The following is a 23,702-nucleotide window of genomic DNA, read 5'->3' as shown; positions in this document are numbered from 1 at the left end:
GAGGTGTAGTTTTGTTAGATTTATTAAATAGTTTTGTTTCTTTTTCTAATAACATACTTTGGTCATATGTACTTATTGCTATGTTACTAATCCTAGGTATATATTTTACAATTAGAACAAATTTTGTTCAATTTAGATTGTTTGGGGAAATGTTTAGATTATTAGGACAAGGAGCTAGTAATTCTGTTACTTCTAAAGAAAAAACTAAGAAAGTTTCTTCTTTCCAAGCATTTTGTATTAGTACTGCTTCAAGGGTAGGCACTGGTAATTTAGCTGGTGTAGCAATAGCTATTTCCATAGGTGGACCTGGAGCGGTGTTTTGGATGTGGTTAATTGCTTTAGTTGGTGCTGGTTCTAGTTTTGTCGAAAGTACCTTAGCTCAAATTTATAAAGTCCATGATAAAAATGGTTATCGAGGTGGACCTGCTTATTATATGGAAAAAGCTCTTAATAAAAGATGGATGGGTATAATTTTTTCAATATTAATAACAATAAGTTTTGGACTTGTTTTTAATTCTGTACAAGCAAATACAATTTCTTTTGCGTTTGAAAAAGCTTTTGGTATAGATAGATTGGTTATGGGTATTGGTTTAATGATCTTTACTGCAATAATAATTTTTGGTGGAGTAAAAAGAGTAGCTAGAGTAGCTGAAATAATTGTTCCAATAATGGCTATACTTTATGTGTTTGTTGCTTTTTTTGTGGTTATTAAAAACTTTTCCGCTATTCCAGAAATGTTTAGTTTAATTATAAGTAGTGCTTTCGGCTTTAAACAAGCAGTAGGTGGAGGAATTGCTGCTGCTTTAATGCAAGGTATCAAAAGAGGACTTTTTTCTAATGAAGCAGGAATGGGAAGCGCGCCTAACGCTGCTGCAACAGCTGATGTAACTCACCCAGTTAAACAAGGCTTAATTCAAACTTTAGGCGTATTTACAGATACTCTATTGATTTGTAGTGCAACAGCATTTATTGTTTTATTATCAGGAGCCTATAAAATAGAAGGCTTAGAAGGTATCCAAATTACTCAAGAAGCATTAAGCACACATATTGGTTCTTTAGGCAATGGTTTTGTTGCTTTATGTATTTTACTTTTTGCTTTCAGCTCTATTGTTGGAAATTATTATTACGGAGAAACAAACATTGAGTTTATTAAAACTAATAAAGTTTGGTTATTTATTTATCGCTTAGCTGTAATGGGTATGGTTATCTTTGGCTCAATTGCAAAAGTTCAAATTGTTTGGGATTTAGCTGATCTCTTCATGGGTCTAATGGCAATAATTAATTTAATTGCTATTTTCCTACTTGGCAAAATAGCCTTTGCTGCTTTAGATGATTATGTTAAACAAAAAAGACAAGGAAAAGACCCAGTTTTTCATGCTAATAGTATTAAAGGTTTAAAAAATGTAGAGTGTTGGGATGAAGTAGAAAAAGGATTATAAGATATTAGGTCAGATTATCTATTGTTGATAATCTGGCCTTTTTTGTATTAAGAATATGCGCTATTAATCCTTTAAAAGAGCAAATAGCGCATATTTATACTAAACTTTTTTTGTTAATTGCCGATATATAAAGTATAAGATAAATTATGAAGCAGGTGAATTTATGAAAATCACGGGAAATATTCCAAAAAATATAGGAAACATCTATCAAAAACAGCAAAAGGCAGCGCCTACTAAAAAGACAGCCGAAACAGATGTGAAAAAAGACAGCTTAGAACTATCTAATGAAGCAAAAAAAATCAGCGAATTAGTGCAAAAGACTAAAGACTTCCCCGAAATTAGAGAAGAAAAAATCAAAGAAATTAAAGAACAAATTAAAAATAATACTTATCAGGTTTCGCCAGAACAATTAGCAGCCAAAATGCTTAGTAAAAATAGAATTTGAGGTGTAAAAGGTGACTATTGAAATAAATGAATTATTAACTATTTTAGAACAGCAAAGCAATGTGCTCCAAAATTTAATAAATCTAGCAGAGAGTCAAGTTGAAATCTTAAAGGTTAATAATATCGAAGAATTAAAAAGGCACACCGTTCTTCAAGAAGAACAAGGTCGTAAACTGGCTCTTTTAGAACGAGATCGCGGGGTACTCTTAGTTAAATACCAAAATCAGTATCAGATTACTATCACAAATATCACGGATTTAGCGAGCCATTTATCGCCAGAAGATTTACAGAAATTAACCAATATTTCGGAAAAAATTCTGATAAAGCATGAAAGATTACACACAGCGCAAGAATTAAATAAGCTTTTATTGAAACAAGGACTTAGTTATTCCAAGAAAATGCTAAAGAACATTTTAGGTGAAGATAATGGGGTCTATGGTAAGAGCGGTACAAAAGAAAATAGTAAACATCAGTTAATGATAGACAAAAGTGTATAAAATAGGGGTGGAAAAATGAGCGGATTATTTTTTGGGATAAATATAGGAGTAAAGGGTTTAATGGCTCAGCAAGCAGCAATAAATGTAACTTCACATAACGTCGCAAATGCTAACACGCCTGGCTACACGAGGCAGAGGGCCTTTATGGAAACAAGTATCCCTATTTCAGGACTTGGTAAAGGTCAACTTGGTAGTGGGGTAGAAATAGCAGAAATTCAAAGATTAAGAGATGAATTTATTGATTATCAAATTAGAAATGAAACTTCAAAACTGGGTACTAATGAAGCCAAAAGTGATGCTTTATCGCAAATAGAAACAGTATTTATGGAACCTTCTGAAACAGGCTTTAATGAATTAATGAATGATTTTTGGAATGGCTTTCAGGAATTATCAAAATATGCCGAAAGTTCTCCCATAAGAACCACGGTAAAAGAGGTCGCCGTTTCCTTAACCGATGCTTTTAGACATATGAGTAAACAGTTAACTGACTTTCAAACGGATACAACTAAAAACATGGGCATTAAGGTCATAGATGTAAATTCCCTGGGCAGACAAATAGCTAGTTTAAACGATAAAATTGTAAATATTAAAATGAGCGGTGATAATCCTAATGATTTATTAGATAAAAGAGACACGCTCTTAAATCAGTTATCAGGTCTGGGAAATATTACAACCACGCCTAGGCTTGATGCAAATGGGAAGCCTACCGGAGCACTAGATGTGAAGTTTGGAGATCAGAAGTTAGTAGATAATATTACATCTAATGACGTTGAATTTACTGATGGTAAATTAGTTTTAAAAGAAAAGGATGGTAAAACCACGGATATTAAACTAGCTGATGGTGAATTAGCTGGAATGCTCGAATTAAATAAAACCGAGGGTACTGATTTAGGCACCGATTCCATCCAGTTTTATAAGAATAAACTTGATAGCCTAGCCGTAGGAATTGCAAAGGCAGTTAATGAGGAGCATAGAAAAGGAACTAACCTCAAAGAAGAAACAGGCATAGATTTCTTTGTGTTTAAAGATGAAAAAGGCGACCCAATTACAGATCTAACTAAAATTAGTGCTGCTAACATCTACTTAAACTCTGATATAGAAAAGGACGTTTCTAGAATAGCAGCCGCTGCTACGCCATCAGACCCAGGTGACTTTGCCAAAGGTAATGGCGAAATAGCTCTGAATATAGCAAAACTACAAAGCGCAGCTTTAAAAATAACTGGTGGTAATTTAGAAGTAACCACTGGTGGAGGCGGAACTAATTTTGCCGACTACTATAAAGACATGACCGCAGAACTAGGAGTAGCCACCAAAGAAGCTCATAGAATGACCGAAAATCAAGGCGTATTAGTAAATCAATTAGAAATGCGTCAAGAATCCTTAATAGGTGTATCCATGGACGAAGAAATGGCGAATTTAATTAGCTTTCAACATGCTTATCAGGCAAATGCCAAAGTAATTAGCACCATGGATGAATTGTTACAAACAGTAATCAATATGGTAAGGTAGGTGAATTAAATGCGAGTTACAAATAAAATTATGACTAATACGACTTTAAATAATATTAATACTAATTTAACAAGATTACAAAAATTAAATGAGCAAATGTCTTCAGGCAAAAATGTCTCGCGTCCTTCGGATGACCCTATTGCAGTAGCGAGGATTATGAGTTTTAAAACAATTCAAAGTAATCAAGAACAATATGACAGAAATATGGATGATGCTATCGGGTGGCTAGATACCACAGATGGTGCTTTAATGAATGTCAATAAGGTTATCCAAAGAGTCAGAGAGCTTGATATCTATGGGGCAAATGGAGTAATACCAGATGAATCTAGAGAAGCAATCGCCATGGAAATAGATAAATTAGTAGAGGAAATGGCCCAAATTGGTAATGTGAGTTACGGCGGACGATATATCTTTGGCGGAGGTCATACCACTGAGGCGCCGTTTAAAGTAAATAAAGATGGTAATGGAGAAGTAGAAAGCGTAGATTTTATTAAATCTGACTTTGATAAAAATAAATTAAATGATACCTATAAATTAGAGTATGAAGTAGAAGCAGGCGTTAATATGAACGTTTCCGTTGGAAAATTAACCTTTCATACAGGTGCTGACGGCAAGCCAGGTTTAAATAGTATATTTAGTGAAATGATTAATTTGCGGAAAAATCTACAAGCAGGTAATGGCGAAGAAATCACAAAAGCAGTCGGAACCTTTGATAAACTCCATGATAACCTACTTTCAGAAATTGCCTCCGTGGGAGCAATGAGTAAAAGAATGGAAAGTGCCAAAGAGAGGTCCTTTAACTTCCAATTAGATTTAAAAAACACTCTCGGAAAAATAGAAGATGTCGACTATGCAAAAAAAAGCATTGAATTTAAAAGTCAACAAGCCATTTATGAAGCAGCGTTAATGACCAGTGCCAAAGCAATCCAACCTTCATTAATCCAATTTTTGAAATAAGCAGGTGAAAAGATGAAAATCAAGACCGACCGCTTTGGGGAACTAGAAATAAGGAAAGAGGATATTTTAAATTTTGCCACAGGTCTTTTAGCCTTTGAACATTTACACAATTTCATTTTAGTAGAAGTGGCAGAAAATCCTGTTTTTAAATGGCTCCAATCAACCGAAGATTCTGAAATCGCCTTTTTAGTAGTAGATCCCTTTGTCATTAAAGGGGATTATTCCGTATATTTAAGTGAAAATATTCGTACGGAATTAGAAATCACAGCCGAAGAAGATGTGATAATTTATACCATTGTTAGCGTACCCCTAGGTGGTCTGAAAGATGCGACCACAAATTTAATGGGACCTTTAGTGTTAAATGCTAAAGCCCACAAAGGCAAACAAATTGTCTTAGAAAATAAAGAATTAACGATTAAATACCCTCTCTTTCCAAAAGTAGAAACTAAAAAAGTGTGCGGAGGGTAATTATGTTAATTTTAACTAGAAAAAACAATGAATCTTTTTTAATCGGGGAAGAGATTAAAATATCCGTGCTGAGTATTGAAGGAAATAAAGTAAAAATAGGAATCGAAGCACCGAGGGATATTTCTATTGTGCGAGAAGAAATCTATGAAGCCGTAAAAAGTGAAAATATCACCGCCGGAAAAATAACTACCGCCGAAATTGATTTTAATTTATTTAATTCTACACCAAAAGGAGACGAGGAAAAATGAAAGTAACCTCTATAAATAGTAATTCTCCCGTGTATAATGATGCTTTTAAAGAAACAAATCGCAAGCAGGAAAAAGAAAATATCCAAGTCGTAAAAAGTAAAGACACCGCAGGTAGCGAAGAAAAAAAGTATAACGAAGAAAATAAATATAAAGCCGAGCAAATAATTAAAGCAATCGAAACGGCAAATAAATCCTTAGAACTCACAGAAACTCGTTTTGAATACTCTATTCATGAAAAAACTAAAGAAATCATGGTTAAAGTAATTGATAAAAACAATGATGAAGTAATCAGGGAAATCCCTTCGGAAAAAATATTAGACATGGTTGCCTCCATGTGGGACCTTGCGGGAATATTTGTGGATGAAAAAGTTTAAAGCAGAGTAAAAGGTGTAAAGCATAAAGTAGATTAAAAATATAAAGCATCATAAAATCAAAAAGTATACTCACAAGATAAAAAGAAAGGAGATAAAAGGTAAAGATGAAAATTGGTGGCTTAGCAAGCGGCATGGATACTGATAGTATCGTCAAAGATATGATGAAAGTAGCCAAAATGCCTTTAGATAAATTAAACCAAGAAAAACAATGGCTCGAGTGGCAGCAAGAAGATTACAGGGAAATCAATAAGTCTCTATTTAGCTTTCGGGATAAATTATTTGATTTAAAATTACAAGGAACCTTTCAGGCTAAAAGTGCCTCGACCTCACAGGATAAGGTAGCCACTGTAACGGCAGGTAATAGTGCCACTCCAGGTAATTATGAATTACAGGTAAATGAGTTAGCCAAAGGGGCATTTAGAACTAGTACGGGAAAAATAGACACAGGTTATATAGAAGGTCAAACCCTAGCCGAACAATATAGTGGAGCCGGCTGGACCAAAACCACTGAAGAAGGCAAAGAAGTAATTAAAGGTCAAATTAGAATAAATGATAAAGTGACTATTGAATTTGATGCTGAAACAGATAGCATCAAAGATATTGCTGCTAAAATAAACGAAAAGATGGAAACCACAGGAGTAACAGCTGTTTTTAATGCTGATACCAATAAGTTCTTTTTAGCCAATGTAGATAGTAGCTTTGGTAAGGAAATAAAAGTAGAAGGTATAGACCTTGAAGGTACAAATAATGGTGCAAAATTATTAACTTCTTTAGATGCCCAAATGTCTACAATTAAGGGACTTGCGGACTTTGAGACTAAGCTAAAAATTAACGGCACGGAGATTACGTTTAATAGAGCAACGGATAGTTTTGAGCAGATAGCCAAGAAAATCAATGAGCACGAAAAGGATACAGGGGTTAGAGCCTCTTATGATAAAGGTACGGAGAGATTTTTCTTTTCCACTAGCACAACAGGTGCAGATGCTAAAATTGATTTTAGCGGCACAACAGATAAAGGCTTAGAGTTTTTAGATACTATTAAAATCGGGGCTACTATGGAAAGTGGGACAGATAAAGGGAAAGTAGCAGGGCTAAATGCAAAGGTTACCTTAAACGGCACAGACTTTGAAATGGCCGAAAATAAATTCACAATTAATGGACTCACCTATGAGTTAAAAGGTGTAAATACTACCGAAAATCCTACGACTAGTATAGTCATTACTAATGATACCGGAGCTGTCTTTGACAAAATTAAAGAATTTGTGGAAGACTATAACAAACTCTTAGAGCAAGTAAATGGTAAAATGGACGAAAAGAAATACCGTTCTTTCCATGCTTTAAGTAAGGAAGAAAAAGAAGCCATGACCGATAAAGAAGTCGAGCTCTGGGAAGAAAAGGCTAAAAGTGGTACCCTCCGTAATGACAGCACTTTACGAGATTTACTAGGAAAAATGCGCATGGCTACTTCTTCTTATTTAAAAGATATAGATTCAGAATATAATTCTTTAAAATCTATTGGCATTGCTACTCAAAACTATTATGAAGGCGGAAAGCTTCATTTAGATGAAGATAAATTAAAAAAGGCACTTAATGAAGACCCCGATGCCGTGCAAAAAATCTTTACTTTAAAAGGTGAAGACGATAAGTCCCTAGGAATAGGAGATAGCCTTTACGATATTGTCAACAATGGTACAAAAGCCGTAGTAGAAAAAGCAGGTCGTGTAAGTATCAAAGGAGTAGATGATAGCTTTTTAGGTAAAAGGTTAAAGAATATGCAGAAATCCATCGCAAGCTGGGAAGATCGCTTAGTGAGAATAGAAGATCGCTATTGGAGTCAATTTACCGCCATGGAAAAAGCACTCTCCCAAATGAATTCGCAAAGTAGTTGGCTTGCTCAGCAATTTAGTCAGGGGTAGGGTATGAATAATTATTTAGATAACCTAAAAGAAAAAAAGAACCTAATGCTGGAATTTTTAAGTCTAACCGAAAAACAACACGAAATTATTACCGAACAAGATTATGATCAGCTTTTTACCGTGCTAAATGAAAAACAAAGTATCATGGAAAGAGTAAATATTCTCGATTTAGAATTTCAAAAATATACATTACCTAAAGATGATATAACTAAACAACTCTTTCAGGAAATTAAAGCCCTAGTGGAAAAAGCGATGCACATAGATGATAAAAACATCGAGCATTTACAAACAAATCGCGATGAAATTGCTGCCAAGATAAAACAAGCTCATAAAAATAAGCAAACCCATTTTGAATATCAGGGTAAAAATAAAAGTATCGAAGGAATCTTAGTAGATAAGAAAAAATAGCAAGGAGGTAAAGCATGAATACAGCCTTAAATGCCTATCGTAAAAACCAAGTGCAAACAAATTCGCCCGAAAAATTAGTCCTGATGCTCTATGAAGGAGCAATTAAATTTATCTCTAAAGGCATGACCGCAATCGAAGAAAAAAACATTAGTGAAGCTAATACCAATTTAGTCAAAGCCCAAAATATTATGAGTGAACTCATGGCTGGGATAAACTTTAAAGCCGGCGAAATTGCCACTAATTTGCATTCTCTCTATGAATATATGCACCATCAATTAATGCAGGCAAATTTAAAAAAAGATAAAGAAATTGCAGGGGAAATTTTAATTATGGTCAAGGACTTACGTGATTCCTGGGCCCAGATGTTAAAAGAACATAAACCCCAAACCAGCACCCAAAGATCAGCGCTTTAACATACATCAGAAATAAAGATTAATGATAATGATTTAAAATGAAGGTTTCACTAAATTAACTTCAAATATAATAAAAAAACTTAAAGTTTTTACTAAACTTTTTGAAAACAAAACCGATATAAAGAGTGTAAGACAAAAAAACAGATAACCTTTTCAAAGATTTTAAACTAAAGATAAGATTTTTAATCTTATAAAAGGATATAAATCTTCGAAAAGTTATCAATATAGGCGACAAGGACGTCGCCCCAAAAAAACAGGGAGGTTTTTACAAATGAGAATTAATCACAATATCGCCGCACTTAACACTTATCGTCAGATGAGCGGTGCAACTAATGCTCAAAGCAAATCAATGGAAAAATTATCTTCAGGTCTAAGAATTAACCGTGCAGGAGATGACGCAGCAGGTCTTGCAATTTCTGAAAAAATGCGTGGGCAGATTCGCGGTTTAGACCAAGCAGCAAAAAACTCTCAAGATGGTATTTCTATGATTCAAACAGCTGAGGGTGCTCTAAATGAAACCCATAGTATTCTTCAACGTATGCGTGAACTAGCTACTCAAGCATCGAATGACACAAATGTGGATGTTGATCGAAATGAGATCCAAAAAGAAATGAACCAATTGACTTCTGAAATAAACAGAATAGGTAATACTACAGAGTTTAATACTCAAGCACTTTTAAAGGGTGATGGTGGAAAAACATTAGATGGTATTGGTGTTGCTGTAGCAAGTTTAGGTAATCTTACTGGTGGGGAAGATATAAAAACTGTGGAAGCAACAAGTACAACTGTAGTAGGTACAGCTGCTGATGCTACATCTACACTTAAAGTTACCCTTAACGGTCAAGCGATAGATATTAGCTTTGCAGCTGCGGATACTTCTAGTAAACCATCTCATGAAGGATATAATGTTACACAAAACAGCGCTTCAGTAAATATTGATGGAAGTCAAACTGTAGATGAAACTGCAGCAGGTGCTAGAGATGCACTACAAAAGGTTATAGATAGTAATGATGTATTAAAAGGTAACTATGTAGTGTCAGGGACAGGCGCTAATGTTACAGTATCAGCTGTTAAAGGCGGAAAATTTGAAGGTTCTGCAGGTGATATAGCTCTTGCAGTTGCTAGTGGTACCGCGAATATAAGTACATTAGGAACTATAGGACCTGCTAACAAAGGAACTACAACTGCTGCAGTTCAAGCGACTAAGACATTAACCATGCCTGCAGATGCAGATGTTGCTAAGGGATTAGAAGGAAAAGGGATTACAATAGGAGATGTAACTCTTGAATTCTATGATGCAAATAAAGGAGCTTATAAAGGTGACGCACAAGGTATTAACATCAATGGAGTTACTACAAAGGAAGGCTTAACAAATGCTATAGTTGCTCAGGCTAAAATTGATGGTGTTACATTATCAAATGCTACTAACGACTTAAAGGTAACGGCTAATCAAGGTGGAAAAGCAGGTAATAATATTACAACTGCAGATGGTGGGGTTCAAGAAAACTTTAAATCTAACTTCCAAGTTGGTGCTAACCAAGGTCAAAGTATGACTATAGAAATAAAAGATATGAGAGCAAAAGCATTAGGATTAACAGGAAAGTCTGGAGATGATGGTTTTACATCTGGAAATTCTGTAACTAATGGAACAAATAATACTGTAGTAGAAGCAGCATTAGATGTATCATCTCATGAAACAGCATCTGCATCTATTACTAAAATAAATGATGCTATAGAAAAAGTATCAGCTCAAAGATCTGAATTAGGTTCATACCAAAACAGACTAGAGCATACAATTAAGAACTTAAGTACTTCTTCAGAAAACTTAACAGCAGCTGAATCACGTGTACGTGACGTAGACATGGCTAAAGAAATCATGGAAAGTACTAAAAATGGTATCTTAGCTCAAGCAGCTCAAGCAATGATGGCTCAAGCAAATAGCATGCCTCAAGGAGTATTACAACTCTTAAGGTAGTTATTTACAGGGTCCCTTAAAGGGTAACCTTTAAGTGCAAATCGGGTGAATTGCTGGAACTTCCTTAGAGCTATCCTCCCTACAACGTAATCTGAAAAGATAAGCGTGAAAGGTTAAAAAGAGGTAGATTGGATAATCAGCAGCCGAGCTCCTGCTTCCGAAAGGATGGAGAAGGTTCAACGACTAGGATGTACTACCTAAAGCTTTAGGCTATGGTGATGAGATCCGTAGGGGTAAGAGGTTCCCCGAAGTACCCGACAATCAAAAAATATTTTGGTTGAAGATATAGTCTGGCATATATTGAAAGGTATATGATGATCCGCAAGCAAATCAACAGCCTCAAGGAGTATTACAATTACTTCGTTAATTTTAAACTATTTCAAGGAGGCTCTGGCTATGCTAGGGTCTCTTTTTCTATTTAGAAATGTAAATAAAGAAAAATAAAATATATATTATAACCTTGATACTAAAAATCAAGGAGTGAAAAAAATGAGTAAAACAAAGTTAAGTATAGTCCAAATCCTAGACTCAGATGACTATGATACAGTAGTAAGATATGGCCTTGAACATGGTAATTTTGAAGGAGTAATCCAAGTAGATGTCCCTTCCGAAAACAGCTGGGTAGATGATGAAACAGAACCCTTCCTCATATTCTATACAGGCAAACAACCTGCCCCAGATCTCCAATTGAAAGCAATAGCAGCTGAACTAGTAAAGGATCATTTCCTGGATGATCTCCTGGAAATGTACCCTACTCTAACAAACTATCTTGCAGAAATAAGTATAGAAGAAGATTCAGAAACAAAAAGAGCAGCAACTTCTCAAGGAAAAAATAGACCTTCAATAGAATCCCCACCTAATGAATACCTAGTAGTAGAAATTACTGACCCCGATAATTTTTCCTTTTGTGCTGAACAAGGCATGAAATACTCAAAGCAGTACTCAAGATGCCTCTACTATCTTGATGACCAAGCATACCTAGACCGCCATTTCCTCATCTTCTATAACGGCTGGGACAACCACCCAGACATCCAGATGCAGCACGAACTAGTACAGAAGAAAAAGCAGCAGCAATAGCACTAGCTACAGCAGTAGGGGCTAATCCCAGACAAATAGTTTGGGCTATTTTTGTGGTTGAAAAACCTAGAGTAAGTATTTGTCAAAAGCACTTACTGGCTGAAAAATAGTGACCATTCTCGTTGAAAAACAATGGTGAAATAGAACAAAGTATAGCTTTTCATTCATACCAACAAAACTACTAAAAACGAACCAGAAAAACTCACTGCATAATCTAAATTCTACAACCAGTCCTCCCTTTTTTGATGCACACCCAAATTTGACCCCTAAATATCGTCAGTACCAAAAGTAGCGACAGCCCCACAGGAAAAGCTACAAAGCAAAACCTATAAGAAATTCCTGCAATAAATACCTTTTGTCGCTAGTGCCGATACTGACGGTAAAAACAGAGCAAAAAGGGGGAGGGGAAGGTATAGCTAGAAAATCATACTAACTTTCAGGGAGTGATAGCAGTGGCACATATGAGCAGCCACGAAATCCTGCAAGCCTTTCAGGAATACCTAATAGTAGATGGCAAAGGCGGAAAAACAGTAGTAAGCTATACAGGTGATATTGCTAGATTTTTGACTTGGCTAGAAACAAAGCAAATAGAGTTCACAGGTGAGCTCACAAGATTTTTCATCATCAGCTACAAAGAATACCTAGTAGGAAAAAACTATAGCGTGAACACCATCAACAAAAAGATCAACAGCTTACACAGTTTCAACCAGTTTCTAATAGCTCAAAACTTGTGTAAGGAATTGCTAGTCTACCCAAGCAAAGACAAAATTAAAGTAGCCAGTGGCAGCGAACAAGAAGTAGAAGTTTTCACAGATGAAGAAGTAGAACGCCTGCTATTCTACCTAGAAAATAGAAATAATGTTAGCCAAAGAGATAGAGCAGCTATTGTACTTCTACTCTATACAGGACTAAGGGTAAGTGAGCTTGTAAATCTAAAAACTAAAGATATAGATTTTCTAACAATGTACCTAAAAGTAGTTGGTAAGGGTGGAAAATATCGAGAAGTACCTCTAAAAACAGAAGTAATAGAAGCTATCAAAGACTACTTAGAAGGTGAAAGGAAAAATCATAAGCTAGTAGATAGCCAGTACCTGCTCCTGACCCAAAGGGCAGAGAAAATGGACAAGGACACCATCAATAAACTTCTAAAAAAGCATGGCAAGCAGCTACATCTAGAGATGTACCCCCATAAGTTTCGACATACCTTTTGCACAAGACTAATAAAAAAGGGAGTAGAAATAACCACCGTAGCTAAGTTAGCAGGGCACGCTAATATCCAGACCACCAGTGACTACTATATCAATACCAGCAGAGAAGAAAAACAGCATGCGGTCAATCTGCTCTAGCCCCTTTTTGAGCCTAAAATATCGACAGTATTGTCAATAGTGGCAGATGAAAATAATTAATAATAGAAGGAGGGATGATTCATGGGTTGGTTTCTCGGAGGAATTGTCACAGGCGTAACTATATGTATAACCCTTGAAGTAAATAGTGCAAGATTAAGTTACTAGATAAAAGCATAAATAAGAAAGGAGGGAATTATTATGTTACCATTTCTAACACCAGTAGCTACTGTAAAAACAGTAGAACTTTTCACAAACGGATTAATGCTAGGTATCACAGCCTATACAACAGTAAATAAAGAAAACAAATAGTCTCAATCTCTAAGCCAAGGGATTGAGGTTATTTTTGTGCTACAGATGAAAAGCATAACCTATGTTGAAGTAAATAAAAATTGCTAATAATAAATTGTAATTAATAACTCCTTATCTTCTTATTTGCGGTCAATCTATTATAAGGGTGGTGGCAAAAAATATTTAAACGGGCAAACCAAGATATGCAACGAAATAAATAGCATCAAATGTAAGTGTTGAAATACAAGTAATTCTTTGGAGGATAATGGACAGACGCAGGAACAATCAAGAACCACAACCGTCAATGGAAATGATTGTCCAATTAGAACTGACAGAGAGTCAACCCATTGATACAACTACTTGGATTTGGGATGATGGTTCGCATTGTACTATGATGTTTCCCAATGACTACTAATTGGAGGGGAAAAGGATGGATACTAAGCAAATTGTTATTATCAAGAAAGTGGTATGTGCTTTTTTATCGATTGCTTTGGAAGAATTGTCTAAGAAGAATATAAGGTAAAATGATTTTCTAAATTGGCTGAAGAAAAGGCTAATCACTCACCTTTTGGAAGTGATTAGCTTTTTTTTGCAGAAGCTAGAGGAAAAACGCTGTTTGTGGTCTAGTTCCAATGTTTGGGGAATTCAGGGAAGGCCCCAGAAGTCCCTGAAAAGGCTACTGTCAAGTATGGAAAAAATCTATTTTTTTGGTATTCTTTTAGAAAGGAGTGATTGAAAATGAGTAATGAAGGCTGCTTTGTGTCATTGTACAAAATATGTGAGGAGCTTTTTGAAGAGAAATCACAAAAAGAAAAAGAAAAGTCAAAAGAGGATTTTGAAGAGAAGAGTTTCCAAAATTACTATAATAAACAGAAATCACGTTTCAAAGAAATCCTTACTAGCTTAGGGATTGACATCAATGTATTAAGAAAAGTAGAGGATGATACATTTGAAATCCCAGTAGAAAAGAAAAAGATAGTAAAAAAACTGCTCCATAATTACACATCAAAAGTGATGAAGAAGGTTAGAAAAAAGGATTTCACTGGTATTCCTATTAAAGAATTAAAACAGATAATCGGAGATGTGGAGTTAATAATGGATGGGAAGGTCGATGATGGAAAATATCAATTGGAAAGGAATCGAATGTACTTTTTAACGAGATATTCTGTAGCGAAGGTAATATCCGATATAAAAGAGGATTTGTTAAAACAGATAGAAACAGATATAGAAGAAATGATTCCAATCGTTACCGAGTATACTCTAAATGATGAGGATAAAATAAATTTATTGCGCTTTTATAAGATGCGCTTAAAAGAGATGCATGAGGAAATGAAATCAATTGTTCAATATGTATCTGATTATAGGTTAGATGAACTTTTTAATATTAGTCAAGAAATGATTGAACAAGGTATAGAAAATGACGAAGCCCCCGATCAGAGGGAATTAAGCTTGGACGAAGGCTGGGGAATCATTTTAGAAGCGTTACATACATTGTGAACTTGCACAATAAACCAGTATCTAAATTTCAAATTAAAGCAGGGTAAAATTCTTGCTTTAAAAGTGCATTTATCAAATTAAATTAGGATTTTCCAAGACTTTTTTCACATTAGCATAGTCTTTTAGGATATGAAAAAAGCCGGGAAATCCCGGCAATTATAATCCTGTTTCATTAGAAACCTTCATCACAACCTCCTCATCAATGGTATTTAGTCTTTTTTGACAGCCATAAAGGAGACAATTAGTAGCTAAATTGTTAATAAGCCTAGGCCAGCCATGAGTCCGGCTAGCTATGGCTTCTAAGGCCATAGGAGAAAATATTTCATAATTAGCACCAGCTAAATTTAGATGGTGATTAATATAAGCATTAACTTCCTCTTTTGATAGAGGATTAACCTTAAATCTCATAATAATACGTTGGTTAAGAGATTGGTTATGAGCCAAAGCTAGCCTATCCATAAGATATGGTAGACCAGCTAAAATAAGCACAAAAGGATTATCTGAGTCCATAGAAAAGTTAAAAAGAATACTAAGATCATTTAAAAATTTGTTACTAGAAAGCTGCATCTCATCTAAAATAAAAACAGGTGTGATTTTCTTTTCATTATGCAAAGTGGTTACACCCTTTTGAATCCGTCTAAATAAATCCACCTTCCTAAAACCAGGCATTTCCCCTAATCCATAAGCAAGTCCACGGTAAAAGTCCATCACTGTTCCTGTAGAAAGAGGAAAATAAATAACCTTAAATAAAGATGGATTTAAATAATTGACAAAACTCCTTAAAGTAGAAGTCTTACCTGCTCCTGGCTCACCTACAACTACGCCAATACCCCTTGAATCTTTTAAATAATTAAGTCTTGCTGATAATTCAGTAAAACTTTCAGAAGGGAATAAATTTTTAGTTTCAATTTCTTTAGAAAAAGGTCTCTTAGCTAAAGAATAAAAAGAAGTAAACATTTAATTCTCCCTCCCTTTATTAATTTCTTTAAAGGCTAAAGGAGAAGGATCTTTAATATTTTTAGCTCTTTTAATCTTGGTATTATCACTAAAAGAGACCTTTTTACCAGAGTCTATTCTTTTTCCATCAAGATAAATAAATATTTCATCTAAATTATCTTCAGAATATCTGATATCTAACTTTTCTCCAATATATTTAAAAGGCACCTCATATAAAATAGAATTTAAAGAAATAGTAGCATCATGTTTGACTTTACGTACTACTCTTTTTAAAAATACTTCATCTAAAATTTTAGGATTAGCACACATTTTAACTTCACTAAATTGAGAAATAAAGAAATCAAGAGGAGGCATGTTAATTCCTGTATGGTTTCTTCTATGGTAATCCTCCTCAAGCCATTTCCAAAAAGAAATATTTAAATCTTCTAAAGAAAAATTAGCTTCTTTATCTAAAGTAGGTAAAAATCTAGTTCTGACTGTTCCAAAGAAACGTTCTATCTTACCTTTAGCTGCTGGGTCATAAGGCTTAGTATGAATAAGTGTAATTCCAAGGGAAGCACAGGCTAAAGAAAAATCTCCACTTTGAAAAATCTTCCCATTATCTACATAAACAAGCTTTGGTATTCCTCTTCTTAAAATAGATTCTTTAAAAACTGTTTTTAGAGAATTTATATTTTCAGCTAAAAAGAATTGACCAAAAGGAACGAGTCTTGAGGCATCGTCAATGAAAGCTAAAAGATATGTGCCTACTTTTTTTCCTCCCACTTTAATATATGGACCATAAAGGGTATCCCCTTGCCACAATTGATTTACCTTATCATAACTAAATCTTTTTCGCTCATTAGTAATACTTTCTGTATGTTCTACTAGATTTTCTTTTTTTAGAAAACGATAAACAGTAGTATAAGAAATATTATGAGGATAAAACAATCCTTCTTTAACTAAACTTTCATAAAAAAGAGTAACACTTAGTCCCAAGGATTCTTTCCTTTTAAGAATAATTTTCTCGCTAAGTTCTGCAGGAATTTTTCTTGAAGAACCTTTATCGCTTCTGCCTTTAGGTTTTAACCCGTCAAAACCATACCTTCGGTAATACCTTACCCAGAATTCTATTGTCTTTGGTGAAAACTCTTTAAGTCCATAATGAGGAACATCATGTTTTATAGTAGCTATTTGGGCCAAATATTCTTTTTGACTTTTAACCTGTCCATTTAAAATGGGCGCAATTAAGCCATAGCGAAAAAGTGCAATACTTTCCCTGGTACTTTCATCCATAAAAGTTACCCCTCCTTAATTTAAAGTGATATAAAGACCATTAAAGATATTTTAATAATCCTTAAAACTACTTTAAACGCAAAAGGTGTGTGGTCAGATATTTGAAGTATTAAAATGTCCTTTTTAGGGTAAAATTAAAATGTTATGGTGTCATGAATGATCGTGAAAAATGATGAAAAAACTTTCTGCTAAAGGTTTCTTCTGGGGATACCCAAATCATTTTGACGATCTTCATGGCCTTTTTATTGATATCCTTAGGGATGAAATCTTTAAACTTTAAATCTCTAAAAAATGCTTCCATGATATTAAGATTTTTAAAGAATCTTTTTTTAAGAAAGCTTAAATGTTGACGGACTAATGAAAATATATTTTTTCCATGCAGTATTTTTTCTTTTATCGCCGTAAAAATAAGCTTTAATGGTAATTGATAATAAGGTATAAGAAATATCGGAAGCAAAGAAGTGGTCTTTTGGCAGGAAGGACAGTAATATCTACAGATAGGAATTCTAAGATTTCTCTTAAGTAGATAAATATTTCTATAGTAGAAACCATGTCTTTTTAAAATTACGTTGGCTTTACATGCAGGGCATGTATTTAAAACTGGAAATTTATTTTCTACACCTAATTTTTCATAAATAAATGGACTAATTTTAAAATCATATATTTTTTGCATTTTTATCACCCTAATTTATTTTGCTTAATCTTTAGCAATTTAAATCAGGGTGATTTATTTTTATAGATATTTTAATTTGCTAAAATTATGGGCTTTTTGGATGATATAAAGTGCAAGTTTACAATACATTCCGTGAAGAAAGGTTGAGCGATAGAATTGAAAGGTTAAAACGTCCTTCTAAAGAGGAATTTGAAAGAGTAGAAAACTTCCTGAATAATTATAAAAATGGAAAGTCACTATGAGCATCTATATGTTCATGTGACTTTTTTGTTTTTTTAGAGGCGAAACTAGGGGGCCAAAATTTTTTTTGATTTGGGCTTTTAATTGCTCAAACGAATCTATAGTAGTATCTAATTACAGAGACAAAAACTCTTAAATAAAAAGTAGCAGTAAGTATTGCTAAAGTTCAAGTACTGATGCTTTTTCGAAACGAAGGTATTGTTTTTTGAGGGGAAAAGGGGGAAGCCCCGAATGCCCTATCATGAAAAAATAATGTTCTATGGAAAATAAATATGAAGGGTGATTTTGATGAATCAACAACAAGACAAACGTGCCCATTACCTACGAACCTATGCTAACAAGTTCCATCTGGCAGTGGTTCCTTGCAAGGAAAAGGTACCTAAGATTTCCAGCTGGCAAAAACGAGGGGTCCCGACAAAAGAAGAGCTTGATGAATGGGGTACGAAGTATCCTAATTCCAATGTTGGGTTAGTGCTTGGACAAGCTTCAGGTTTAGTTGGAATTGATGCAGATGGTCAAAAAGGGATTGCTCGGTTGAAAGAAGTCAGTAATGGAGATCTTCCTGACACATGGTCATTTAAAACCCCAGGTGGTGGTATTCGTCTTTTGTACCGCATTCCGAAGGGGCTGGTTCCAAAAAAGTATGTGGAGTCTTTAGAAGGGGAGCACAATGAGCTTGCACTTCTTGGAGAGGGACAACAGACAATCATGCCACCATCCATTCATCCAAATGGAAAGGAATATTTTTGGATGAAAGGCAAGGGACCTTCTAGTATCGAAGTAGCAGAGGCTCCTCAATGGATGATTGACTTGATGACGGGGAAAAAGCCAAAGGAACAAAAGAAAGCTAGTCAAAAAGCAGCAAAGAAGCCAAAAGAAGCTGTAGGTGTTTTAGAGAGACTAGCTGGTAAATGTCCGCTTTTTCAAGAAAGCTGGAAAGAACAACAAGCTCAAGGCATCAGTGAGGAAGATTGGCACAATTGGATGAGACTTCTAGTTAATGCAGGGCAGCATGAGGCAGCTAAACTATTTTCAAAGTCGTCAGACAAGCATGACGAACGTAGTGATGCAAGAAGTCTATCTTTGATTGCAGAGACAGATGAGAATGGAACGGGGCCAATGGTCCGTTGTTCGACTTTCGGTTGTGGGGAAGAAACTATCGAAGGTTGCCATTCCACACTAAATCTGAATGATGAAGAGATAACTAATTCTCCAGGTTCGTTCATTCGAAACATGATGGATGGTCCTACGCTACCAACAGATCCTGTCTATCAACCATACATCCAGGCATTAGATTCAGTTGATGATTACACCATAGATCACCATGGTAATCTATGTTCATTTGACAAAAAAGGGAATCCATTCACAGTCGCAAACTTTGTGGCAAGGCCAACGATGGAAGTGATACGGGATGATGGTGTGACCGAAGATCGGACATTTAGAATCGAAGGTGTGCTTAAAGATGCAAAGCCATTACCTGCCATTGATGTCTCTGCATCCGAATTCCCAATAATGAGCTGGGTGTTGAAAAACTGGGGCATTGAGGCTTCCATCCGAGCAGGACAAAATCGTAAAGACCTATGTAGAGATGCTGTACAAAACATGGCAAAGGAAGTTGTACAACATCGGATTTTTACCCATCTGGGTTGGTGTCAATTAGATGATGGCAGTTGGGTGTACCTGCATTCGGAAGGATGTATCGGTGCTGAGAACATCACAGTTGAAGTAGAGAAGGAACTAGCCCGCTATGCTTTACCATCAGAAATCAGAGATGCAAAGAAGGCTGCGGAAACAAGTTTTTCTTTGCTAAAGATAGCCCCGTTGGATATTACTATACCTTTACTGGCATTGGTATATTTATCACCGCTTGTTGAGGTGCTTAGAAAAGCAGGCATTGAGCCAAACTTTATTCTTTGGTTGCATGGGCTAACAGGTTCGAGAAAAACTTCCCTGAGTCTAGCATTCCTTGCACACTTTGGAGCAGAATTTATCAGCAAAAATCCACCTGCTAGTTTCAAAGATACTGCAAATGCTTTGGAAAAACGATCTTTTGTGACCAAGGATACATTGCTACTAATTGACGATTATCACCCAGAAGCAAGCCGTTATGAAGCTCAGAAAATGGCACAAACAGCACAAAGAATCTTGCGAATGTTTGGGGATCGAATCGGAAGAGGACGTCTGAAATCAACCACAGAGTTTCAAAAAACGTATGCTCCTAGGGGAATGGGGTTGGTTACTGGTGAGGATTTGCCGCAAGGTCAATCATCGGTCGCACGTTTTATAGGTGCAGAAATTAAGTCTGGAGATGTGGATTTAAAGATGTTAACAAAGATTCAGAATGATGGTCTATTGCTTTCGGAAGCAATGGTGGGTTACATCAAATGGCTAATGCCAAAAATGGACGATCTTCCAGAAATCCTGTTGGAGCAATTCCAAGAGAAGCGTGAACAGTTCCAAAAGAACGCAGCACATGGACGTCTTGGTGAGGCAGCAGCATGGCTCTACCTTGCCTATGATTTGATGCTGGGCTACATGGAATCACTTGATGTGACATCATCAGATGAGGTAAAAGAAATGTTGGGAGAAGCAGAAGATGTTCTTGTGTCACTAGTACAGAAACAAGGAGGTCAAGTGAACCAAGAAAGACCAGAACAAATTTTCACTAGAATCCTTGGTGAATTGCTCTCTATGTCCAAAGTGCGAATCGATCCGATTAAGAAGTCCACTAGCCACTATGAATTTGATTCTATTGCTGGAGAGCATATTGGTTGGTCGGATGAGACCTTCTACTACTTACTCCCAGATGCAACTTATAATGCGGTGGTAAAATTTTTAGCAAGTCGTGGAGAAGCATTTCCAGTCAAAGATCGTACACTTTGGAAGAACCTTGAACACGCCAACATGATTCAAGTTGAAAAGGATTCAGAAGGAAATGTTCACCGCTGTATTAAGAAAAACATTCCTAAGCGAAGAGCAAATCCAAAGGAAAAACCATTAAGACCAAGGGTCCTACATGTGTACCGAAATGTGCTTGATAGTGATGATGAAGGCAGAGTAGCTCAATAGTGTCGAACCTGGGAATTCGGGGCACAAAACAGAGCCCCGATGACCCCTAAAAAATATCAGTAAAAGATATCAATGAAACTTTTAAAAAAATGGAGGAATTTAAAAATGGCTAAAGAGATGAATGAATTAGATGAAATGTTTGCAAATGTGGGGACTGTAAATCAGGACAATCTTTTTGATGGTGAGGAAGATGTAGACGACAATGAACTTGATTTTTTTGATGATGAAGAATTAGAGGAATTGGATCAAGGCCATGATGATGTTGACTTTGAGTATGATGAAAATGAACTAGATGAGGAAGAACTCGATTTGGATGCTGACACTTTCGATGAATCAGACGAAGATGATGATGACGATGACTTTGAAGTGGATGAATCAGACGAGGACGATGATGATCTATTTACCCTCAAGGAATCTCTTAGACAACCAAAGCTAGATGAGACTGATTATTTGGGTACGGTAGGTAAGCCTAAAGCAGAAAAAGAGGAAGGAAAATATGGTCCTTGGGTAAAGATTACTTTACCATTTATTATCAAGAATCCAGAAACAGGAGAGAAGGTTACCGTGCCATTTGTAGCGAATCGAAGCATGGATCCTAGAAGTAGACTATACTCAATTCTAAAGGGAATTCTAGGTGCAGCACCAACTTCAGGGTTCAATTTGAAAGGTGTTGAAGGAAAAAAGGTGAGGGTATCCATCGAACATCGTACAGATGAAAAGGGCAATGTTTGGGAGAATGTCATTGTTGTTCGCCCATTCAGAAAGAAAAGATAGATTTAGAGTTTTCTAAGGGACTTTCGGGGCTCAAAAACAGTTGCCCCGAAAGACCATTTCCTAACCTATTGGCATCCAAAGGGTTTTAGCACAATTTTCGACTATATATTATTATTTTGAATCACTGGAAGGAGGAATTAGTCATATGTTATTTATGCAAGCAGTCAAATTATTTGGAAGGTATCAAGCGAACATAGAAAGAAGTCCAGTCACTATTAGAGCTTATTATGAAGATCTAACCCTTCTGAACCGCTATCTACAAGAAAAATACAACTGCCTAATATATTTAGAAGATATTACACAAGAAGATATTGAAAACTATCTTTATTATTTGAAGGAAATCAAACATTATCAACCTATCAGTAGAAAAAGGGTACTAGGAAGTATGCGTTCCTTTTTCAGCTACGCCTACAAAAGCCAGTGGTGCAGCCAAAATGTGACCGCAAGATTAGAACCTATCAAGTGCCAGCAAAAAGAGCGACACTATCTATCGGAAGAAGAAGTCAACCTGTTTGTGGCAGCTATCAAGCACGACTTGGTACGATTAGTAGCCCAAACCCTCTATTATACAGGGATGCGTATTTCTGAATGTCTAAATCTTAAGGTCGAAGATGTGAACTTAGAGGATAATCTCATCCATATTAGGCATGGCAAGGGAAACAAAGATAGGTTTGTACCGATCAACTCCAAATTGAAAAAACTATTGGTGGACTACAATGAGAACTGGAAAGTAGTCTCTGAATATTTCTTTGCTACAAGAATATCAGGTACCCTTTCACCTACAAGAGTAGCAAAAGTATTTAGAGAAACAACAGGTGCTCTAGGTTGGAAAAAGAAAGTCACCGCTCATATTCTCCGCCATTCCTTTGCCTCTAAGCTAGTCAAAAACGATGTTCACCTAGTCAAAATCTCAAAATTATTAGGACATAGTAGCCTCAAAACCACCAGTATCTATGTTCATAGCCATATGGACGATTTGAAAGATGCTGTCAATACATTGTAGGGGAGGAATAGAAATGGCAAAAACAGAACCATTACAACCTATCTATGATGAAAAGGTCAAAAATATTTTGCAATTGCTTGGGGAAGGTTTTTCTAGAGAAGAAGTAGCCGAGCAATTTCGGTACTCCACTTATCGTTCTATGGATGGATATATGAACCGCAAGAATTTTCTTTGGGACAAAACTAGAGGAACCTATGTGCCAGCAGATACTCTCAATGCTCCGCTTGAAACTATAGTCAATTTTCCATCAGATAGAGTACGTAGGATAGTTATGGAACTGAACAAGGAAGGGGCTGATCTCAAGGAAACCGCTCTCAAGGTGGGTTTTGAAAACCATATTGAAATGGCACGCTATATGAAATCAAAAGGTTTTGAGTGGTCACAGGAAGCAGGGAACTATATTTCTGCTTCCTCACCAACACCTAAAGTTGCTGAAAGTGCTGCTACTGCTAGTATTGACGGTACGCAGGAGAGTTCCCTGTCCACTGAAAATGGTGGATTAGAAAAATACTTGCCATTGTTAGAATGGCTAGCTACAAACAAAGAAGCCCTCCAAAGTCTGTGTTTATCGTCAGTATCGGCAATACCGTCAGGGCAGATACCTCGATTTACCCTCAAAGGAACATTTGTGACCAAATCAGTTCATATGACCAATGCCCTAGACCAAATGGTTAGAGATTTTAGCAAGGAAAAGAACATCAACCAAAGGGAAATCTTTGAAGTAGCATTGATAGAGTTTTTCCAAAAGTATGGGTACGAACGAGAAACACAGACTTTGTTAGAAACAAATGTCTAGCAAATGGAATTCTAATGGGAGAAATGAAGAGCAGGTTCTAATGGTTTCCTAATGAACAT

Annotated in this window: 24 protein-coding genes; 21 read left to right on the top strand and 3 right to left on the bottom strand. The window is 35.8% G+C overall.

From position 1 onward, the window contains the following. The first annotated feature begins 11 nt into the window (after window positions 1-11). The 16 genes from B8965_RS02120 (at window position 12) to B8965_RS02050 (ending at window position 14,856) form a co-directional block, all read left to right on the top strand. Entirely contained in the window at window positions 12-1,439 is a 1,428-nt protein-coding gene (locus B8965_RS02120) for an alanine/glycine:cation symporter family protein (protein WP_084052220.1), read from the top strand. Between the two features lie 163 nt (window positions 1,440-1,602). Then, window positions 1,603-1,884, top strand: coding sequence for a flagellar biosynthesis anti-sigma factor FlgM (gene flgM, locus B8965_RS02115; RefSeq protein ID WP_084052219.1), 282 nt, complete (start codon window positions 1,603-1,605; stop codon window positions 1,882-1,884). 10 nt (window positions 1,885-1,894) lie between these two features. Next, window positions 1,895-2,380 (top strand): flagellar export chaperone FlgN, encoded by a 486-nt coding sequence (gene flgN / locus B8965_RS02110; protein WP_084052218.1) that lies wholly within the window; start codon window positions 1,895-1,897, stop codon window positions 2,378-2,380. Between the two features lie 15 nt (window positions 2,381-2,395). Next, window positions 2,396-3,889, top strand: a complete 1,494-nt coding sequence (gene flgK / locus B8965_RS02105; protein ID WP_084052217.1) for a flagellar hook-associated protein FlgK — start codon at window positions 2,396-2,398, stop codon at window positions 3,887-3,889. A 9-nt stretch (window positions 3,890-3,898) separates the two neighbouring features. Then, on the top strand, window positions 3,899-4,846 hold the full coding sequence (gene flgL, locus B8965_RS02100) for a flagellar hook-associated protein FlgL (RefSeq protein ID WP_084052216.1): 948 nt from the start codon (window positions 3,899-3,901) through the stop codon (window positions 4,844-4,846). A 12-nt stretch (window positions 4,847-4,858) separates the two neighbouring features. Beyond that, window positions 4,859-5,314 (top strand): flagellar assembly protein FliW, encoded by a 456-nt coding sequence (fliW, locus tag B8965_RS02095; RefSeq protein ID WP_084052215.1) that lies wholly within the window; start codon window positions 4,859-4,861, stop codon window positions 5,312-5,314. Window positions 5,315-5,316: 2 nt separating this feature from the next. Continuing rightward, window positions 5,317-5,562 (top strand): carbon storage regulator CsrA, encoded by a 246-nt coding sequence (gene csrA, locus B8965_RS02090; RefSeq protein WP_084052214.1) that lies wholly within the window; start codon window positions 5,317-5,319, stop codon window positions 5,560-5,562. Continuing rightward, a complete protein-coding gene (locus B8965_RS02085; protein ID WP_084052213.1) occupies window positions 5,559-5,936 on the top strand; it encodes a flagellar protein FlaG in 378 nt (125 codons plus the stop codon). Before csrA ends, B8965_RS02085 begins: the two co-directional genes overlap by 4 nt. A 104-nt stretch (window positions 5,937-6,040) precedes the next feature. Next, a complete protein-coding gene (gene fliD / locus B8965_RS02080) occupies window positions 6,041-7,852 on the top strand; it encodes a flagellar filament capping protein FliD (RefSeq protein WP_084052212.1) in 1,812 nt (603 codons plus the stop codon). A gap of 3 nt (window positions 7,853-7,855) precedes the next feature. Further along, window positions 7,856-8,260, top strand: coding sequence for a flagellar protein FliT (fliT, locus tag B8965_RS02075; protein WP_084052211.1), 405 nt, complete (start codon window positions 7,856-7,858; stop codon window positions 8,258-8,260). Between the two features lie 14 nt (window positions 8,261-8,274). Continuing rightward, complete coding sequence (gene fliS / locus B8965_RS02070) at window positions 8,275-8,673, top strand: flagellar export chaperone FliS (RefSeq protein WP_084052210.1); 399 nt, start codon at window positions 8,275-8,277, stop codon at window positions 8,671-8,673. Between the two features lie 271 nt (window positions 8,674-8,944). Then, window positions 8,945-10,648 (top strand): flagellin N-terminal helical domain-containing protein, encoded by a 1,704-nt coding sequence (locus B8965_RS12895; RefSeq protein WP_084052209.1) that lies wholly within the window; start codon window positions 8,945-8,947, stop codon window positions 10,646-10,648. A gap of 489 nt (window positions 10,649-11,137) precedes the next feature. Continuing rightward, entirely contained in the window at window positions 11,138-11,725 is a 588-nt protein-coding gene (locus B8965_RS02060; RefSeq protein WP_084052208.1) for a hypothetical protein, read from the top strand. 443 nt (window positions 11,726-12,168) lie between these two features. Beyond that, entirely contained in the window at window positions 12,169-13,071 is a 903-nt protein-coding gene (locus B8965_RS02055; protein WP_242941909.1) for a tyrosine-type recombinase/integrase, read from the top strand. A gap of 553 nt (window positions 13,072-13,624) precedes the next feature. Next, window positions 13,625-13,774 carry a hypothetical protein gene (locus B8965_RS12410; protein ID WP_159446246.1) on the top strand — a complete coding sequence of 50 codons (150 nt, stop codon included), beginning with the start codon at window positions 13,625-13,627 and terminating at the stop codon, window positions 13,772-13,774. 323 nt (window positions 13,775-14,097) lie between these two features. Continuing rightward, window positions 14,098-14,856 (top strand): hypothetical protein, encoded by a 759-nt coding sequence (locus B8965_RS02050; protein WP_084052207.1) that lies wholly within the window; start codon window positions 14,098-14,100, stop codon window positions 14,854-14,856. A 156-nt stretch (window positions 14,857-15,012) separates the two neighbouring features. On the opposite strand, the gene B8965_RS02045 is transcribed toward B8965_RS02050, so the two are convergent. The 3 genes from B8965_RS02045 to B8965_RS02035 all read right to left on the bottom strand — a co-directional run bounded on the left by B8965_RS02045 (window position 15,013) and on the right by B8965_RS02035 (window position 17,761). Continuing rightward, entirely contained in the window at window positions 15,013-15,813 is an 801-nt protein-coding gene (locus B8965_RS02045) for an ExeA family protein (protein WP_084052206.1), read from the bottom strand. Further along, window positions 15,814-17,088, bottom strand: a complete 1,275-nt coding sequence (locus tag B8965_RS02040) for a DDE-type integrase/transposase/recombinase (protein ID WP_084052205.1) — start codon at window positions 17,086-17,088, stop codon at window positions 15,814-15,816. It abuts the gene before it with no gap. A gap of 142 nt (window positions 17,089-17,230) precedes the next feature. After that, the gene (locus B8965_RS02035; RefSeq protein WP_084052204.1) at window positions 17,231-17,761 is read right to left on the bottom strand and encodes a DUF6431 domain-containing protein; all 531 of its coding nucleotides are present in this window, start codon (window positions 17,759-17,761) and stop codon (window positions 17,231-17,233) included. Window positions 17,762-17,871: 110 nt separating this feature from the next. Between B8965_RS02035 and B8965_RS12890 the strand changes: the two genes are divergently transcribed. The 5 genes from B8965_RS12890 to B8965_RS02010 all read left to right on the top strand — a co-directional run bounded on the left by B8965_RS12890 (window position 17,872) and on the right by B8965_RS02010 (window position 23,643). After that, window positions 17,872-18,003 carry a hypothetical protein gene (locus B8965_RS12890; protein WP_278336314.1) on the top strand — a complete coding sequence of 44 codons (132 nt, stop codon included), beginning with the start codon at window positions 17,872-17,874 and terminating at the stop codon, window positions 18,001-18,003. A gap of 286 nt (window positions 18,004-18,289) precedes the next feature. After that, entirely contained in the window at window positions 18,290-21,070 is a 2,781-nt protein-coding gene (locus B8965_RS02030) for a bifunctional DNA primase/polymerase (RefSeq protein WP_084052203.1), read from the top strand. Between the two features lie 105 nt (window positions 21,071-21,175). After that, a complete protein-coding gene (locus tag B8965_RS12405; RefSeq protein ID WP_159446245.1) occupies window positions 21,176-21,844 on the top strand; it encodes a hypothetical protein in 669 nt (222 codons plus the stop codon). Between the two features lie 145 nt (window positions 21,845-21,989). Further along, on the top strand, window positions 21,990-22,847 hold the full coding sequence (locus tag B8965_RS02015) for a tyrosine-type recombinase/integrase (protein WP_084052201.1): 858 nt from the start codon (window positions 21,990-21,992) through the stop codon (window positions 22,845-22,847). After that, window positions 22,828-23,643 carry a hypothetical protein gene (locus B8965_RS02010; protein WP_200805862.1) on the top strand — a complete coding sequence of 272 codons (816 nt, stop codon included), beginning with the start codon at window positions 22,828-22,830 and terminating at the stop codon, window positions 23,641-23,643. The genes B8965_RS02015 and B8965_RS02010 overlap by 20 nt, the downstream gene beginning before the upstream one ends. Window positions 23,644-23,702 lie beyond the last annotated feature (59 nt).

Origin of the sequence: Desulfonispora thiosulfatigenes DSM 11270 (assembly GCF_900176035.1) — a bacterium.
Classification (GTDB): Bacteria; Bacillota; Peptococcia; order Peptococcales; family Desulfonisporaceae; genus Desulfonispora; species Desulfonispora thiosulfatigenes.
This window is presented reverse-complemented; position numbering and strand designations above follow the sequence as displayed.